Origin of the sequence: Chromobacterium sp. Beijing, assembly GCF_021496765.1 — a bacterium.
Classification (GTDB): domain Bacteria; phylum Pseudomonadota; class Gammaproteobacteria; order Burkholderiales; family Chromobacteriaceae; genus Chromobacterium.
In genome coordinates this window covers 993,240-1,007,397 of record NZ_CP053750.1, presented here as the reverse complement: position 1 = coordinate 1,007,397, position 14,158 = coordinate 993,240, and the positions used below count along the sequence as shown (strand labels likewise).

The following is a 14,158-nucleotide window of genomic DNA, read 5'->3' as shown; positions in this document are numbered from 1 at the left end:
ACAGGCTCTAAGACGCGTCGGCCGGCCGCCCGTACTGCTCGCGGATGAAGTCCGTCATGTGCGCGGCCAGGATCTGGTGCACCTCCTGGCTGGGGTGCACCTCATCGTGGAACAGGTGGCGATGCGAGCTGTCCAGCGGCCGCGCGTCGCCGGCGAAGCCGAGCACGCGCGGCAGGTCGATATAGCCCTCGTGCTTATTGTGCATCGTGTCGTAATCCACTGTTTCCGCCAGCTCCATCATGTAATCCAGCTTGGCGCCGATATCGAAGAAACGGAGGGTCACCCCGGCGTCGCGGTAGCGGGCTTGCAACGCCTCCACCGCCTGGCTCAGCTGCCGGTTATGCCGCTGAGACAAGTCGTGCAGCTTTTCGGCCTCCGCCGGCGGCTGTTTGCGCGCGTTCACGGTTTTGGACAGATCCGGCGCGCCGGCCACCAGGATGTCCTTGACCCCCTTGGCCACCAGCTTGTCGATCTGCCGCTCGTAGGTGCGGATCACCTTGTCCACGTCGGTCTTGCCGAAAGTCATGTAGTCGTTGGACCCAGAGCCAGCACCGCCATATCGCCCGGCTGGAAGTGGTGCTTATTGATCTGGCGCTCCATATGGGAGATGAACATGAAGGCCGGGTTCCACTTGGAGTACTTGCCGGCCACCGCGCCGCCCTCGGCGTAATTGACCACCGGCTTGCCCAGAAAAGCCCTGGACGCCAGGAAGTCCGGCCAGGCGAAGCCATTGGTGAAACGCCCTTCGTAGTACTGGCGCGAGGACGGCATCACCCCAGGGTTTTGCTGAGCATGCGGCCTTCGGAGTCCGACAGGCTGTCGCCTATCACCACCAGGCGCTGGATATGCCCCAGGCTCTTGCCCTCCCCGGCGGCCGCGGCCGGCGTCTTGGCCTGCACCGCCTGGTTTTTCAGCGCCAGCGCGAACAGCGCCTTCTTGTCGAAGCCAAGCGAGGCGACGGAGTCCGAGCGCGACAGCGTGGCGGGATCGTGCCGCAATTGCCGCAGCCGCATGATCAGCCTGGACGCCTCCGCCAAGCGCGCCTCCTCGCGCCGGGCGCAGTGCCTGGGAACCAGCAGTTTTCCGGGTACGAGTTTGCAAGTCATCGGCATGGCGTAAGCTCCTGTGCGCGATCCGCGGCGCGGTCAATGGGTTTTCAATGTGCCGCAGCATGCCCAAGCGCGAGCCCGCAAGCTTGCTTAAAACGATCACGCCGCCGGTCAAGGCGCGCAAAAAAGCCCTGCCGAGGCAGGGCGCTTGCCGTAGGCGGCCGCAATCAGCGGCTCTTATCCCGATGAAACGCCAGATGCTCGCTGGCGTAACGCCTCTGCTCCCGCAAAAAGCCCTGAATGCCCTGCCGCATCGCCACCGCCATGTCCGGCCGCTTGTCCGGCTTGCAGATATAGGTCCACAGAAAATCCTCCTGCGTGTCCGGCTGGATGTCCTCCATCTTGGCGTGCTCGAACTCGGTTTCCCGCGATTCGCCGTTCACATCGAAAGCCACCGTCATCGGCATCATGATCAGGCGTTGCCGGCAATGGATCTCGTACAGGGACTGGCTGTAGGCGTAAGCCGTCATCGGCTTGTCCGCCTCGAATCTGGGCGCGCACAGCGTCCAGAACTTGACGGTGCCGTGCGGCGATTGCGCAATGCTGTCGGTATCGATCAACAAGCCGCCCTCGCTGGGGTTGAAGTAGGTGAAATCCCAGCTGGAGGCGCTGGCCATGGAGGACAACAAGATAAAAACGCAGGCAATGACTTTCAACATTCTGATTCCCAATATTTTTCCAATCGATACGCGCAATGCAGCGGCGGCGGGCATGATAACAGCCCTGGTTTTTCCTTGTGAATGGCCGGGCGCGCTCTGAATCAAGCCCGCGGAGCCGAAACACGGCAAGGCGAATCGGCGCCGCTCAAGGCCAAGGCTGATAAATGGGTCGCGGATCAAGGGCTTTTTCTTACACTTGAGCCAGCCGTCCATCGGCCCGCGGCCGAAATCGTTTTCTGAAAGTCTTCCCCGCCGCTCAGCCTTCACACTGCGCCCCAATAAAATAACCATGCGGCAAACCTGGGTTCGCTCCCCAGTGCGTCCGTCGCCGTCCGCTTCGGACGGCGCGCCGAGACGCCGCCGCTCCAAATCAGCACTTCGCCGGGAAAACCGCCATGAGCACCATTCCAACCGCCATCCAACTGCGGGCGCAGCAGTACGACCTGTCACGCCTGCAAGACCACAAGGAACACAGCCGCGTCGGCATGCGCAAAGACGGCATGCTAGTGCTGTACACCGGCCGCAGCTATCTGCTGCACCCGGAACAAACCCGGCGCGCCAGGGACTTTCTCCGCGCCCGGGGAGCCGTCGTCGGCTCCGGCCCGCTCAAGCTGTCCGCTTTATTGCGCCTGAGCCCGCCCGTCGTCGCGCCCCGCAACGCTCCGCCGCCGGCTGGGGACAGGAGCTCCTGCCTGCTGCTGCGCTGCCTGATGCAACAGCGAGTCCGCGTGATTCGAGAAGAACTGGGCCTGCTGCGCAGCGCCTGCGTGGTGACGCGGGCCAAGCAACGCCTCGTCCAGCCTGAGACCAAGGCGGACGCCCCGCTCCCGCAAGCCATGCCGCCGGCGCTGCTGCGCCGCTTCAAGATGGTGGGCGTGGCTTTCGAGCGCCCGCCGGCAAGCTACGCCGAATTGTTGTCCGGCATCCGGGCCTGCGGCCGGCCGAAACAGATCGCCGTCGCGGAAAGAAAACTGGGCAAGGTCGATCTCAGCTCCGCGCCCAAGCCCGGCAAGGTCAAAAGCCTGCTCGCCGCGCTGGCGCGCGCATCGGAGGACGCCTGGACCCAATGCGCGCGGGCGCATGGCGGCGAGCAGGCGCGCGCTTTCCGGCAAACCGCGTTCATCCAGGGGTCGACGATAGGCGAACAAGGCGTTTGCTTCCCGCTGGTCGTCAAATGGTTGGCCAGCCAGCGCAGCTGGCCAAACGAGGCCGAGGCCTTTTTCCGCGACATCGAAACCGAGGGCGGACGGGACGAGGTGATGGAACTGGCGGTCAACAGCTATGTGTGGCGAAGCGTAGACGCCATCGCCGACTATTTCGCCGTCTATGGCTTGAGCCCTCGCGGCCACAGCGAAAGCCCGGGCTTCAAGATCGCGCTGGAGCGCGACGGCCTGTACAACATCGGCATCCGCCCGCCCAAGGCGTCGGCCACGCCTTGGCGGCCAGGGTGGATCATGCCGCGCGGACATTCCGGTTTTTCGATCCCAATAGCGGGGAATACGCGCTGCCGTCCGCCGAGGCCCTGGCCGGCTTTACGCAAGACTACCTGGCGCTGGCCTACCCTGCGCTGGACAAGGGCAGCGATGTGATGCGGCTGGAGTAGCGCCCGCTCCAAACCTCATCGTCTGAATTTTCCGCGCGCCAATCCGCATAGAATGCGCTTGCTGCGCGCGGCGCAGCACTATTTCCCTCTTCCAACGCTGAAACGCCGACAGGAGGCCCATCTACTTGCGCGCATCCGCGCCGCCCGTTCCATTTGCCAGTCCCCCCTCTTTCGCCAATAAAATCCGTATGGCATTTTGTGCGTTTTCCCGGCTCGCGCCGCCCTACCTCTGTCTACCGGAGAACGTTTTGAAACGCACACTTTCGATGCTGGCCCTGGCCGGCGCCGGCTGGCTGGCCTGCGCCGGCGCATCCTGGGCGCAAGCCTCCCCCGCCGGCAGCGCTCCTAGGCTGGCGGCGCGGCTGGCGGTCTGCGCCGCGCCGTGGAAGGCCGCCACGCCCTATCCGGCCGGCAGCGTGGCCAGCCATCACGGCGTCAACTTCACCGCCGTCTACTGGACCCAGGGCAACACGCCGGACGCCAGCAGCGGCGCGGCGGAAATCGGCCAGCCCTGGACCGCCGGCGCGCGCTGCGCGCTGCCCGGCAAGGCCAAAGCGGCCAATCCGGACGCCAACTTCTCCCCAGCACGCTGAAATTCCTGAAAGCCAACACCGGGCTGGACGGCGAGCAGTGGAACAACATCATGAAGTTGGTGAACAAGCCGGAGCAAGACTCGCTGGATTGGCCCAAGTTTTACGGCTATTGCGAGGACATCGACGACGAGCGCGGCTTCACCATCGGCATTTTCGGCGCCACCACCGGCGGCCCGCGTGATCAGGGGCCGGACGGCCCGACGCTGTTCAAGGAGTTCGACGCCGCCAGCGGCGCCGGCAATCCCTCTATTGCCGGCGGACTGGCGCGCGCCGGGGTGCGCGGCGGCATGCAAGGGCCGGTGCTCAAGATCAGCGACAGCGAGAAGGTGTTCTGCGGCAAGATAGCCGCGCTGCAAAACAACGCCGCCTGGCGCGAAGCGATGTGGCAGACCTTTTACAAGGTCTACATCCAATACAGCGTGCAACAGGCGCGCCAGCGCGGTTTCGGCAGCGCGCTGACGATAGGCTCCTTCGTGGACACCGCGCTGAACCAGGGCGCCAGCGGCGGCTCCGACACGCTGCAGGGACTGCTGTCCCGTTCCGGCGGCAGCGGCGACGAAAAAACCTTCATGAACCGTTTCCACGCCGAGCGCAGCAAGGTAGTGGACACGAATGAATACAACCAGCCGCCCAATGGCAAGAATCGCGTCAAACAATGGAGCGGCCTGCTGAGCCAGGGCGAGACCGATCTGAAAGACGCCGACGCCGCGGTGCTGAAAGCCACCAGCTGGAAGATGAAGTAGGCGCGCCCGGCCCGATTCACGATCCGCCGCGCATCGTGAAGACGCCCCACGGTGAGCGCCTTGTCTAAATCCCGCTGAAGCGCAGCGGACCTTGAACAGGCTCTCAGGCCTCGCCCGCCGGCTCCAGGCCTTCCTCCGCCGGCGCCGAAGCCTGCGGCGCGCGGCGCAGCCAACCCAGCGCCCGCGGATGGTCCACCCTCGGGACGCCCTGCTCCATGAGCAAGGGCAGTCGCTCGCGGGCCTCGCCGAACGGGCCGGGGTTCTGCTGAATGATCTCGATGAAATCCGGCCCGATCCGACTGACGATGGCGACGTGGCCATAGCGGTTGAACACCCAGGGCGCGAACACGATCAGGTCTTCCGCCCGCGGCGCGTCGCCGCCGCCGTTGCGGTATTGCAGCAGGCCGCGCTCGGGATTGAGCGCGCCGTTGTCCAGACGGGACTGGAAGAAATCCCGGGCATGGCCCTTGTCTTGCGGCATCTTGTGGCCAAAACGCTGATAGTAATAGCGTTTGACGAACTCCACGCACTGATAGCGCAGGCCCAGATTGTAGCCGTCCGACGCCAGATTGCGTCCTTCCACATGCTGCACGCCGCCGTTGTAATACACGGCGACGCCGTTGAAGGCGTCCACAGGCTCGCCCACCGCGCGGCCCCAGTTGCTGTTCAGATGCGTGGCCGCCCAGTAGGCGCCGCTCAGCAGCGCGAGCAGCGCCAGCGCCGCCTTGCCCTTGCTCAGCTTCATTGCGGTCCGGGCCCGGCTTTGACCGGCTCGTCCAGCCAATCCTCCAGATGACAGGACTCGCCGGAACGGATCGCGTCGATGCGCTCCACTTGCAAGGCCGGCTTGCCGTCCCGCTCCGTGAATTCGCCCAGGATCCGGGCCGAGGTTTTGGCCTGTTCTTCCAGCGCCTGCGGCGACAGACCCGGCCATTCCGCCAAGGGCCGGCCTTCCTGGCTCAGCAACTGATAGATAGGTTTGCCGATGCTGCAGCGGGTCAGCCGCAAGCTCCCCTCCTGCGCGCTCAGCATGCCGATATAAATATCCGCCGCCATGGCGGCAAACGGCGTCAGCGCGCCAAGGACAAACAGCATCGGTTTTCGCGGGAACATATCGGTCTCCTTGCGGCCGCCATCGAGACAGGCGGCCTAAAATTCGATCGGCATGTTAACAGTTGCCGTGCCGATGAACCAGCCTCGCCCGGAGCGCGGCTAGCCGCCGCCGGCCGCTCTTGTTATATTGGCGGCCTTCCGTCCTCAGTCCGAACGCCGCCCATGTCCGTCCCCGCCCGTTACCTTTTCGCCAGCCTGGCGCCGGTCCTGCTCGTTCTGCTGGCCGGCTGCAAGCCGCAGGCGATGCAGGCCAGTTACCACTGCGCCGACGCCACCCGCTTCCACTTCAGCCGCCAGAGCCAGACGGTGGAGCTGATTCGCGGCGAACAGCGTTTTCAGGGCTATATGGACGAACGCGGGCTGCTGACCTGGCCGCGCGACAAGGCCGGCCTGGGGCTGCCGGACAGCTTTTTCATCACGCGCAAGCTGCCGGATGAAATGAAGCTCTACGGCGGCTTCGCCGGCACCGGCCTGGCCTGCAAGCTGGATAAAGGCCGCTGAGCGCCGGCAAGCTATCCGAAGTTCCCCGCGCCGACCTCGCCGAAAGATCAGCGGCTAAAACCCCCATCGCCAACTTTAATGAAATAAGCATATTCCTCGCGCCATCGGCGCGACGTCGAATCTGCTTTCTCTCACTTTCATTTTGGAGATTCACCATGGCTTGGACCGGTACTGTCGCTGCGAACAATCCCAACGGGGAACCCACCACCATCACTTACAATCCCGGCGATGTGATCACCATTGTCGCGTCGGGCTGGGCAGGCTACGGCCCGCAGCCCAACTGGGGCCCGCAGGGCGACAAGAGCCACCCCAATCAGGGCCTGATCTGCGGCGACGCCTACTGCGGCGCGCTGGTGATGAAGATCGGCGCCGGCGGCTTCATCCCGGTGAACACCGGCCTGTTCCGCTGGAAAGCGCCGGCCAACGCGCAAGGCCAGATCACGCTGTACTACAACGATGTGCCCAGCACCTACGGCAACAACTCCGGTTCCTTCCAGGTGAGCATCGGCAAAGACGCGGTCTGATCGCGCTCTTCCGCTCGCAAGCAGCCCCGCAAGGGGCTGCTCCGCGCCCTTTCCCCGCCTTCACGCTGTCCGAGCCGCTACGCGCTCAATGCTGCGCCGCCAGCCAGGCCAGAGCCGCCTCTCTATCGTCGAACACGCGAAACTGCCGGCCACGGCGCGCTTCGCTCAGGTATTCGCCAAAACGTTCGCCGTAGGCGGCGCCGTCGGCGAACACCCCGGCCACGGCAAGACGATAGTTGACCAGCTTCTGAACGAACTCGCCGGCGAAGCGGCTGCTCAAATCGAAAAAAGCCGGCGGCAAGGCCTCTTCCGCCAGCAGCACGCGCGGCGCGTCGTGCTCCGCGCACAAGGCCACCAAATCCAGCGCCTGGTCCAGGCTCGCCACCCCGGCGCTGCACTCGATCAACTTCGTCTGCTTGACGGTCGTCACTCGGGTTTCCATCGGCACGCTCTCCCTTGCATGAAAAACAAAAGCAAATCATGACCAAGACATGGCCGCGCGACAAGCGCCGTTTGAGCATGGCTCTTAAGACCTGCTCAAAGACTCGCGAGCAAGAGCGGGCCTAGACGGCAAGCACAGAGAGAAACGTGTTTAACGCCGCGTCGCCGAAGCGCGACGGACCTTGAACTGGCTCCTAGATCATTCATGCGGATTTTCAATATGGTGGTAGTACCTATATCGGCAGTCTGATCCTTAAACCATATTGATGTCTGCGCAAGCGTAAAAGAAACCGGGCCGGCGGCCGCTCCGCCCGGGCCGCCGCGGCGCTCAATGCAAGCAAGGGTTCCGTTCATGCACCGTCTCAGCCAGATCATCATGCCGGTATTGCGGGATTTGCCCGCGTCCCACCTCAAGCGCGAACTGCTGCAAGCCTTTGAACGGCACGGCAGCCACTTCGACGCGATCGAATCCGGCTTTGCGCGCCTGACCGCGCGGCGGCAAAGCCCGGAAACGCTGCGGCGCTTTTTCCAGAGCTGGAGCCAGACCAACAATAGCGCGATGACGGTGGCCGGCATCAGCAACCGGCTGACGCTGCTGGTCCACACCGGCCAGCCGGTGGCGGACCGCGAGGCCTTGTTCGCCGCCATGGTCTGTTTGAACCGCATCGTGGACGAGGATTTGGCGGTCACGCACAAGGTGCTGCACGCGCAGATGTACTACAACATGGCCACGGGCATTGTCGGAGATGACCAGTGGCTGTCCCATGCCTATCTCCACCCCAGCGCCAAGGCCTTCAAAAGCTGGAAGGATCATCAGTCGCTGCGCGAGCCGGACCTGGCCGTCGCGCTACTGACCACGCTGACGCACGAGATTTACACCCATGGCGAGGTGGAATTCATCCTGCCGCTGTTCCGCCGCTGGCTGACCCGGACGCTGGGCTTCGCCGAGCGAGACGCCACCCGCACGCTGGGCTGGATCAGCGTGCACTGCGGCCCCACCGAGAAAAACCACTTCTTCCACGCCATGAACGCCCTAAACCACTACGCGCGGGCCATGGCGCTGGACCTGGAGCGCTACAGCCTGGACGGCATCGTCGGCGCCTATCTGGAGCAAAAGGCGGCGGTGCTGGCGACGGTGCCGCGGGACGCCGCCGCGGAGGCGCTGTGAGCCGGCCGCGGCCTCCGCTTTTGCGGCTGGCGGACCAGGCCGCCGCGCCGCCGCCCTGGCCGCCGGGCGCGCCGCCCCTGTTCGCCCCGGAACAGTTGGCGCGCGCCCGCGTGGAGGTGTCCGCCGACTATCTGAGCAGCCTGCGGCGCCTGAGCGCGCTGCTGGACGCCGCCTTCCGCGCCATCGTCGGCCGCTACTTTCTGGACCCCCGCATCCGGGCGCTCTATCAGCTGCCCAAGGCCATGGAAGCGCTGCTGCGGCGCGCGCACGGCCGGCCTTACCGCGTGGGCTTCTACCGTCCGGACTTCATCTACGACCGCCATGGCCAGCCGCGCATTTGCGAGGTGGGCGCGCGCTACCCGATGAACGGCTGGATGATCAGCCGCTGGCTGGGTCAGCCGGCCGGAGACGACGCCTTCTTGCAAACCCTGCGTCAATGGCATCCGCCCGGCTGCGTGGTGGCGCTGACGCACGCCCGCGAACCCGGCACCGAGATTTTCCTGCTGGCGGAAACGCTGCGCCGCGACGGCGTCCACTTTCTGTCCGCCCGGCCGGAGGCGCTCAGCGTCCGCGACGGCAAGCTGCGGCTGGACGGCCGGACGGTGAACCGCTGCATCCTGGAAATGGATCGCAGCGAGCTGCCGCTGCTGCCGGACCGGGTGCTGGACCAGCTGCTGGACGGCGGCGCGTATTTCAACGACATCCGCACGCTGATTCTGGTGCACGACAAGCGGGTGCTGGCGGTCCTGAATCGCGAGGACATCATGCGGGACTGCCTGGACGCCGACGATTACGCGGCCTTGCGCCCCTTTCTGATCCCCTCCTTCGCGCCGGCCTCGCGGGACGAGGCCGAGGCCCTGCTGGCGCGCGCCGGCGACTTCATCGCCAAACCCAGCAGCGGCGGCCGCGGCCTGGGCTCGCTGGTGCGCTCCGCCTGCGGCGAAACCGCCTGGCGCGAACTGGTGCTGGGGCAATGGCCGCAATACATGTTCCAGGACTACATCGAGCAAAGCGAGTTCGTGGACCCGGAAAGCCGGCAGCGCATCCGGCTGGTGGGCATGCAGCTGTGCCGCGACGCGGAAAGCTACGGCCCCGGCGTGTTTCGCGGCTCGGACGAGTTGATCATCAATCTGCACCAGCGCCGCGGCAAGCTGTACTCCGCCGCCGCGACGGCCTGAACCGGTTTCGCGCACAGGGGCTTCATGCGGCATTCCGTCATTATTCCGCTGTACAACAAACGCGCCTACATCGGCGAGACCATCGCCTCGCTGGCGGCGCAGGAAAAGGCGCCGCACGAGATCATCATCGTCGACGACGCCAGCACCGACGACGGCGCGGAGGCGGCCGAGCAGGCCTTGCGCCACCACGCCCAGGATTTGAGCCGTACCCGCAGCGTGCTGCTGCGGCTGCCGCGCAACAGCGGCCCCGGCGCGGCGCGCAACGCCGGCCTGGCGCGGGCCGGCGGCGAACTGGTGAGCTTCCTGGACGCCGACGACTGCTACCGGCCGGACTGCCTGCGCTTGCTGGAGCAGAAAATGAACGAGCACCGGCTGGACCTGGCGGTGCTGGGCTACGACAGCGCGCCGCCTGAGGAACGCTTCCCGCAGCTGGACGCCTTGCGCGCCGAACTGGAGCCTTTGGAGGACGAAGCCTTCCTGCTGCCCCGCCCGCTGCGCACCGCCGGCCACCCGGACTTCTTCATGGGCCGGGCCAGCAATGTGGCCGCGCGGCGGCAATGGCTGCTGACGCAGCGCTATGTGGCCGGCGCGCGGCTGAACGAGGGCATCGATTTCTGGTATCGGGTGCTGAAAGAGATCGTCGCGCACGGCGGACGCGCCGGCCTGCTGTCCGCGCCGCTGATCCGCTTCCGCATTCTGGCGGACAGCCTGTCGCACCGGCCGTGCCGGGACTGGCGGCTGCTGGCCACCCCGCCACGGTGCTGCGCTACGCGGGCAGCCAGGACGCGGACGAATTGCGCCTGGCGCGCATGCTGGCGCAGCGCTGGCTGGACTACGCGCAAGAAGCGCTGCCGGACGCGGCGCAGCGGCGCGCCTTCCTGAGCCGCCACCGTCCGCTGCTGATCCAGCTGGGGCTGACGCCGATGGACGCGGCCAGGCTGCCGGCATGAAGGCGCCGCCCGCCCAGCCGCCCGCGCCGGCCCGCCAGCAGGCCTTGCTGCGCGAGTGCTTCGAACTGGCCCGCGCCCACCCCTTCTATCGAACGCTTTACCGCGGCGTGGCTTGCGCCGAAGACGCGCCGCCGCTGGAGAAGGCGACGCTGCAAGCCGCGCTGGAGACGTTTTCGCCGGAGCGGGAAGCGTCCGGCCTCTATCTGGTGCGCTCCGGCGGCAGCACCCGGGCGGCGCTGATCTTCCCGGTGGACATTGCGGAAAACCTGGCCCAGCGGCAGGCGCTGGCGGACCGGCTGCGCGCCGACGGGGTGTTCGGTCCCGCCAGCATCGCCTTGAACCTGTTCGGCTACGCCAATCTCTATCGCACCGCGGCCATCGTCGACGATGTGCTGGAACGTTGTCAGGCCACCACGCTGCCGATGAGCGCCCACGCCGCCGACGCCGACATCCTGGCCGCGGCGCGGCGATTCCGCCCCAGCCACGTGCTGGGCACCCCGTCGCGGCTGGCCTTGTTCGCCGCCCATCTGGAAGCCGCCGGCGAGCGGCTGGAGATTCCGCAGCTGCTGTACGCCGGCGAAACCCTGCACGCGTCCACGCTGGCGCGGCTGCGCGCCGCGCTGGGCGCGGCCCAGGTCTGGTCGCTGTACGGCGGCGCGGAAACCGGCATCTGGGCGTGGAGCGACGCCAGCCGCCGCCCCGGCCTGTTCCGGGTGCTGCCTCGGGTGGCGGCGGAGATTCTGCGGCCGGACGCCGCCGGTTACGGCCGCATCGCGGTCAGCAACGCCTGGCGGCGGCGCTTCCCGGTGTTCCGTTACTGCCTGGGCGACATCGGCCGCTGGGTGGAGTGCGACGGCGAACGCTGGCTGGAATTGCGCGGCCGCGACGGCCGGTCCTTCCGCCTCAATGAAACCACGTACGAGTTGGACGATTTCGCGCAACTGACCGGCGCGGAGCACGCTTTCCAGATCCAGCTGGACCGCGACCCGGCCGGCCGCGAGCGGCTGACCCTGCTCTTGGCCGAACATCTGGACGCCGGCCCGGAAGCGGCCTTGCGCGCGCGCCTGGCGGCTTTGCTGGGCCTGGCGCCGGATGACGGCGCCTTCGCGCTCGGCTTGGCCGCGCGGGCGCGATGGCGGCTGGACCCCGTCACCAGCAAGACGCCGCCCATCGTGGATTTGCGGGACTGAAGCCGCCGGCGGACCGCCGTTCCGGCCGTCCGCCGCCCTTGCCCGCCGCGCGCTTACAAGGTCTGGAAGTAGAAGCGGTAATCGCCCTGGCCGAACAACATCGACATGCTGGTCAGATTGCTGTTGGCCGGCGTGCCCACCAGGGTCAGGATGGGAATGGAATCGTGACCGTATTGGTAGGCCTGGGTCTGCGGGTTGTAGCCGAACTGGTAGAAGGTGTCCACGCTGCCCACCTTGAAGGCGTACAAGCGGTAAGTGCTGCCGTCGAACAACATCGACCAGCGGTGGAAGTCGGTGTCTCCCGGCGCGCCGGTGACGTTCAGGGTGGGAATGGAGTTGTAGCCGTACTCATAGTGGTTGGTGGAGCGGTTGAAACCGAACTGGTACAGCACCGTGGGCGCGCCCAGGCGCCGCAAATACAAGCGATAGGTACTGGTGCTGCTGTCGTAGAGCATGGACACGCTGCTGGCGTCCGCATCCGGCGGCGCGCCGGTGATCTTCAACTCCGGGATGGAGTGGAAGCCGAACTCGTACTTGGACGTGGCCGGATTGAACGCGGCCTGGTACAAGGTGTCCGCGCTGCTGCCCTTGAAGAAATACATCCGGTAATACTCGCCGTCGTTGAGCATGGTCCAGCGCGCCCAATTGGTGTCGCTGGGCATATTGGCGATCGACATATTGGGAATGGAGCCGCCATAGGCGAACTTATACGTGCTGGTGTTGGGCACATAGGCGAACTGATTGACTGATGGCATGACGCTTTCCTCCAAAGTGAGTCAGCTGCCCAGGCGCGGGCCCAAGGCCGGCGACCTCCCTACGGCAACAGCAGCTGACAAAACCCGCGCAAACGGCATGACGCCGGCGCGGCGCGCGGACTGGCGCGTTCAAGCGGGTTTTGCCAGCGGTTCTACCCCTGGCTTGAGATGATGATTGCGTGATTGCGCATGGATCTCTCCTCCCCGCGCGGCGGCGCGGGCGAACAAACAGCCACTAAGTCGTCAATCAGGGGCGGGCGCCTTGGCGCGGACGAGGCGGGGCCGATAATGGCGGCGATAGGGACTTCGACTAGCCAGTAATAGCATCTTGAAAACCGGGCGTGCCTGTACTTTCGGACTGGGTCGGCGGCTCTGGTTACAGTCGTTACATATTGCGCGCTATGCCGTCCACCGCCTCCCCCTAAAATGCACGCCATCTGACGGCGCCGCCGGCGCGCCGCCTCATCCAAGGGAAAGCAAGATCAATGAGAACAAAGGGATTCATCAGCCTGGCCCTGGCCGCCCTGCCGGCCTTGAGCCAGGCCGCCATGCCCATCGCCCAACTGAACCAGCACGCCGAGCGGATTTTCAAGGATAGCCAGGCGGTGGGCATGGTGATGGTGGTCGTCGACAAACAAGGCGGCCTGCAACGCTTTTACGGAGAAACCCGCCCGGGCAGCCGCCAGACGCCGGACGCCAATTCGCTGCTGCGCATCGCCAGCCTCAGCAAGCTGATGACCAGCGAAGTGCTGGCGGCCATGGTCCTGGACCAACGGCTCAAGCTGGACGATCCGCTGCGGAAGTTCGCGCCGGCGGGAAGCGCGCAGTCCAAGGCCCTGGCCGGCCAGCCCATCACCCTGCTCCACCTGGCCACCCACACCAGCGGCTTCCCGCGCGAACTGCCGGGCGTCAAGCCGCGCGACACGCCGGTTTTCGTCTGGCCCAATCAGCAGCAGCGCTGGCGCTGGCTGGCCAAGACCAAGGCCCGCTTCGCGCCGGGTCAGAGCGCGCAATACTCCAATCTGGCTTACGACTACCTGGCCGACGCGCTGGCCGTCGCCGCCGGCAAGCCCTATCCGGCGCTGCTGCGCGACACCGTCACCGGGCCGCTGGCCATGCGCGACACCACCTTCAGCCCCAGCCCCGCCCAATGCGCGCGCCTGCTGCGCGGCGTGGAGGCCAGCCCCTGCGTCAACACCAGCGCGGCCATAGGCAGCGGCGGCGTCTATTCCACCGCCGCCGACATGCAACGCTGGCTGCAGGACCTGGTGCGGCCGCAAAGCGAGCAGCGCAAGCGCCTGTACCAGCAAACCTTCCAGATGCGCTATCAGCGCGCCGAATTGCGCAGCCTCGCCGGCATGGACGTGCCCGGCAAGGCCGACGCGCTGGGCCTGGGCTGGGTGGCGATGCACGAACAGCCGGACACCCGGCCCTTCCTGCAAAAAACCGCCGGCGGCGGCGGCTTTTTCAGCTACGTCGCCATCGACCCCCAGCGGGGGACCGCGGTATGGGTGGCGCTGACCCGCGGCAAGCAGACCCGCTACCAGGCGATGAGCGACGGCGTGAACCAGTTGCTGCTGGCGCTGAACCGCTCCTAAGAAAGCCGCTTGCGATTCGCTGCGCGTCGCGGG

General features: G+C 66.2%; 18 protein-coding genes. 10 read left to right on the top strand and 8 right to left on the bottom strand.

Annotation, left to right across the window (positions count from 1 at the left end):
- Nucleotides 1-7: 7 nt before the first annotated feature.
- From HQN78_RS05020 to HQN78_RS05005, 4 genes are all read right to left on the bottom strand, one after another.
- Complete coding sequence (locus tag HQN78_RS05020; RefSeq protein WP_235088326.1) at nt 8-526, bottom strand: SGNH/GDSL hydrolase family protein; 519 nt, start codon at nt 524-526, stop codon at nt 8-10.
- Complete coding sequence (locus HQN78_RS05015) at nt 523-771, bottom strand: hypothetical protein (protein ID WP_235088324.1); 249 nt, start codon at nt 769-771, stop codon at nt 523-525. The genes HQN78_RS05020 and HQN78_RS05015 overlap by 4 nt, the downstream gene beginning before the upstream one ends.
- The gene (locus HQN78_RS05010; RefSeq protein WP_235088321.1) at nt 771-1,112 is read right to left on the bottom strand and encodes a hypothetical protein; all 342 of its coding nucleotides are present in this window, start codon (nt 1,110-1,112) and stop codon (nt 771-773) included. The genes HQN78_RS05015 and HQN78_RS05010 overlap by 1 nt, the downstream gene beginning before the upstream one ends.
- A 164-nt stretch (nt 1,113-1,276) precedes the next feature.
- Entirely contained in the window at nt 1,277-1,768 is a 492-nt protein-coding gene (locus tag HQN78_RS05005) for a surface-adhesin E family protein (protein WP_235088319.1), read from the bottom strand.
- A 395-nt stretch (nt 1,769-2,163) separates the two neighbouring features.
- Here HQN78_RS05005 and HQN78_RS05000 point away from each other — a divergent pair, with 395 nt between their 5' ends.
- From HQN78_RS05000 to HQN78_RS04990, 3 genes are all read left to right on the top strand, one after another.
- Nucleotides 2,164-3,357, top strand: a complete 1,194-nt coding sequence (locus tag HQN78_RS05000) for a hypothetical protein (RefSeq protein WP_235088317.1) — start codon at nt 2,164-2,166, stop codon at nt 3,355-3,357.
- Nucleotides 3,358-3,619: 262 nt separating this feature from the next.
- Complete coding sequence (locus HQN78_RS04995) at nt 3,620-3,964, top strand: carbohydrate-binding protein (RefSeq protein ID WP_235088313.1); 345 nt, start codon at nt 3,620-3,622, stop codon at nt 3,962-3,964.
- 50 nt (nt 3,965-4,014) lie between these two features.
- Nucleotides 4,015-4,707, top strand: coding sequence for a chitosanase (locus tag HQN78_RS04990; RefSeq protein ID WP_235088311.1), 693 nt, complete (start codon nt 4,015-4,017; stop codon nt 4,705-4,707).
- A gap of 103 nt (nt 4,708-4,810) precedes the next feature.
- On the opposite strand, the gene HQN78_RS04985 is transcribed toward HQN78_RS04990, so the two are convergent.
- Both HQN78_RS04985 and HQN78_RS04980 read right to left on the bottom strand, forming a co-directional pair.
- A complete protein-coding gene (locus HQN78_RS04985) occupies nt 4,811-5,452 on the bottom strand; it encodes a CHAP domain-containing protein (RefSeq protein ID WP_235088309.1) in 642 nt (213 codons plus the stop codon).
- Entirely contained in the window at nt 5,449-5,820 is a 372-nt protein-coding gene (locus HQN78_RS04980; RefSeq protein WP_235088306.1) for a hypothetical protein, read from the bottom strand. Before HQN78_RS04980 ends, HQN78_RS04985 begins: the two co-directional genes overlap by 4 nt.
- 162 nt (nt 5,821-5,982) lie before the next feature.
- Here HQN78_RS04980 and HQN78_RS04975 point away from each other — a divergent pair, with 162 nt between their 5' ends.
- Both HQN78_RS04975 and HQN78_RS04970 read left to right on the top strand, forming a co-directional pair.
- Entirely contained in the window at nt 5,983-6,321 is a 339-nt protein-coding gene (locus HQN78_RS04975; RefSeq protein WP_235088303.1) for a hypothetical protein, read from the top strand.
- A gap of 155 nt (nt 6,322-6,476) precedes the next feature.
- Nucleotides 6,477-6,845: a LecA/PA-IL family lectin gene (locus HQN78_RS04970; protein ID WP_107799565.1), complete on the top strand. Its 369-nt coding sequence runs from the start codon at nt 6,477-6,479 to the stop codon at nt 6,843-6,845.
- Between the two features lie 85 nt (nt 6,846-6,930).
- Here the strand turns inward: HQN78_RS04970 and HQN78_RS04965 are convergent, their stop codons facing one another.
- Nucleotides 6,931-7,287 (bottom strand): DUF4180 domain-containing protein, encoded by a 357-nt coding sequence (locus HQN78_RS04965; protein ID WP_235088300.1) that lies wholly within the window; start codon nt 7,285-7,287, stop codon nt 6,931-6,933.
- Nucleotides 7,288-7,638: 351 nt separating this feature from the next.
- On the opposite strand from HQN78_RS04965, the gene HQN78_RS04960 reads away from it, so the two are divergent.
- From HQN78_RS04960 to HQN78_RS04945, 4 genes are all read left to right on the top strand, one after another.
- A complete protein-coding gene (locus tag HQN78_RS04960; RefSeq protein ID WP_227103532.1) occupies nt 7,639-8,454 on the top strand; it encodes a hypothetical protein in 816 nt (271 codons plus the stop codon).
- A complete protein-coding gene (locus HQN78_RS04955) occupies nt 8,451-9,632 on the top strand; it encodes a hypothetical protein (protein ID WP_146176648.1) in 1,182 nt (393 codons plus the stop codon). Before HQN78_RS04960 ends, HQN78_RS04955 begins: the two co-directional genes overlap by 4 nt.
- Before the next feature lie 24 nt (nt 9,633-9,656).
- Entirely contained in the window at nt 9,657-10,514 is an 858-nt protein-coding gene (locus tag HQN78_RS04950) for a glycosyltransferase family 2 protein (RefSeq protein WP_235088298.1), read from the top strand.
- A 64-nt stretch (nt 10,515-10,578) separates the two neighbouring features.
- Nucleotides 10,579-11,772: a hypothetical protein gene (locus HQN78_RS04945; RefSeq protein WP_235088296.1), complete on the top strand. Its 1,194-nt coding sequence runs from the start codon at nt 10,579-10,581 to the stop codon at nt 11,770-11,772.
- Nucleotides 11,773-11,825: 53 nt separating this feature from the next.
- Here HQN78_RS04945 and HQN78_RS04940 read toward each other — a convergent pair whose 3' ends face one another.
- Nucleotides 11,826-12,527, bottom strand: a complete 702-nt coding sequence (locus HQN78_RS04940; protein ID WP_107799571.1) for a hypothetical protein — start codon at nt 12,525-12,527, stop codon at nt 11,826-11,828.
- A gap of 485 nt (nt 12,528-13,012) precedes the next feature.
- On the opposite strand from HQN78_RS04940, the gene ampH reads away from it, so the two are divergent.
- Nucleotides 13,013-14,125, top strand: coding sequence for a D-alanyl-D-alanine-carboxypeptidase/endopeptidase AmpH (ampH, locus tag HQN78_RS04935; RefSeq protein ID WP_235088294.1), 1,113 nt, complete (start codon nt 13,013-13,015; stop codon nt 14,123-14,125).
- The last annotated feature ends 33 nt before the right edge of the window (nt 14,126-14,158 follow it).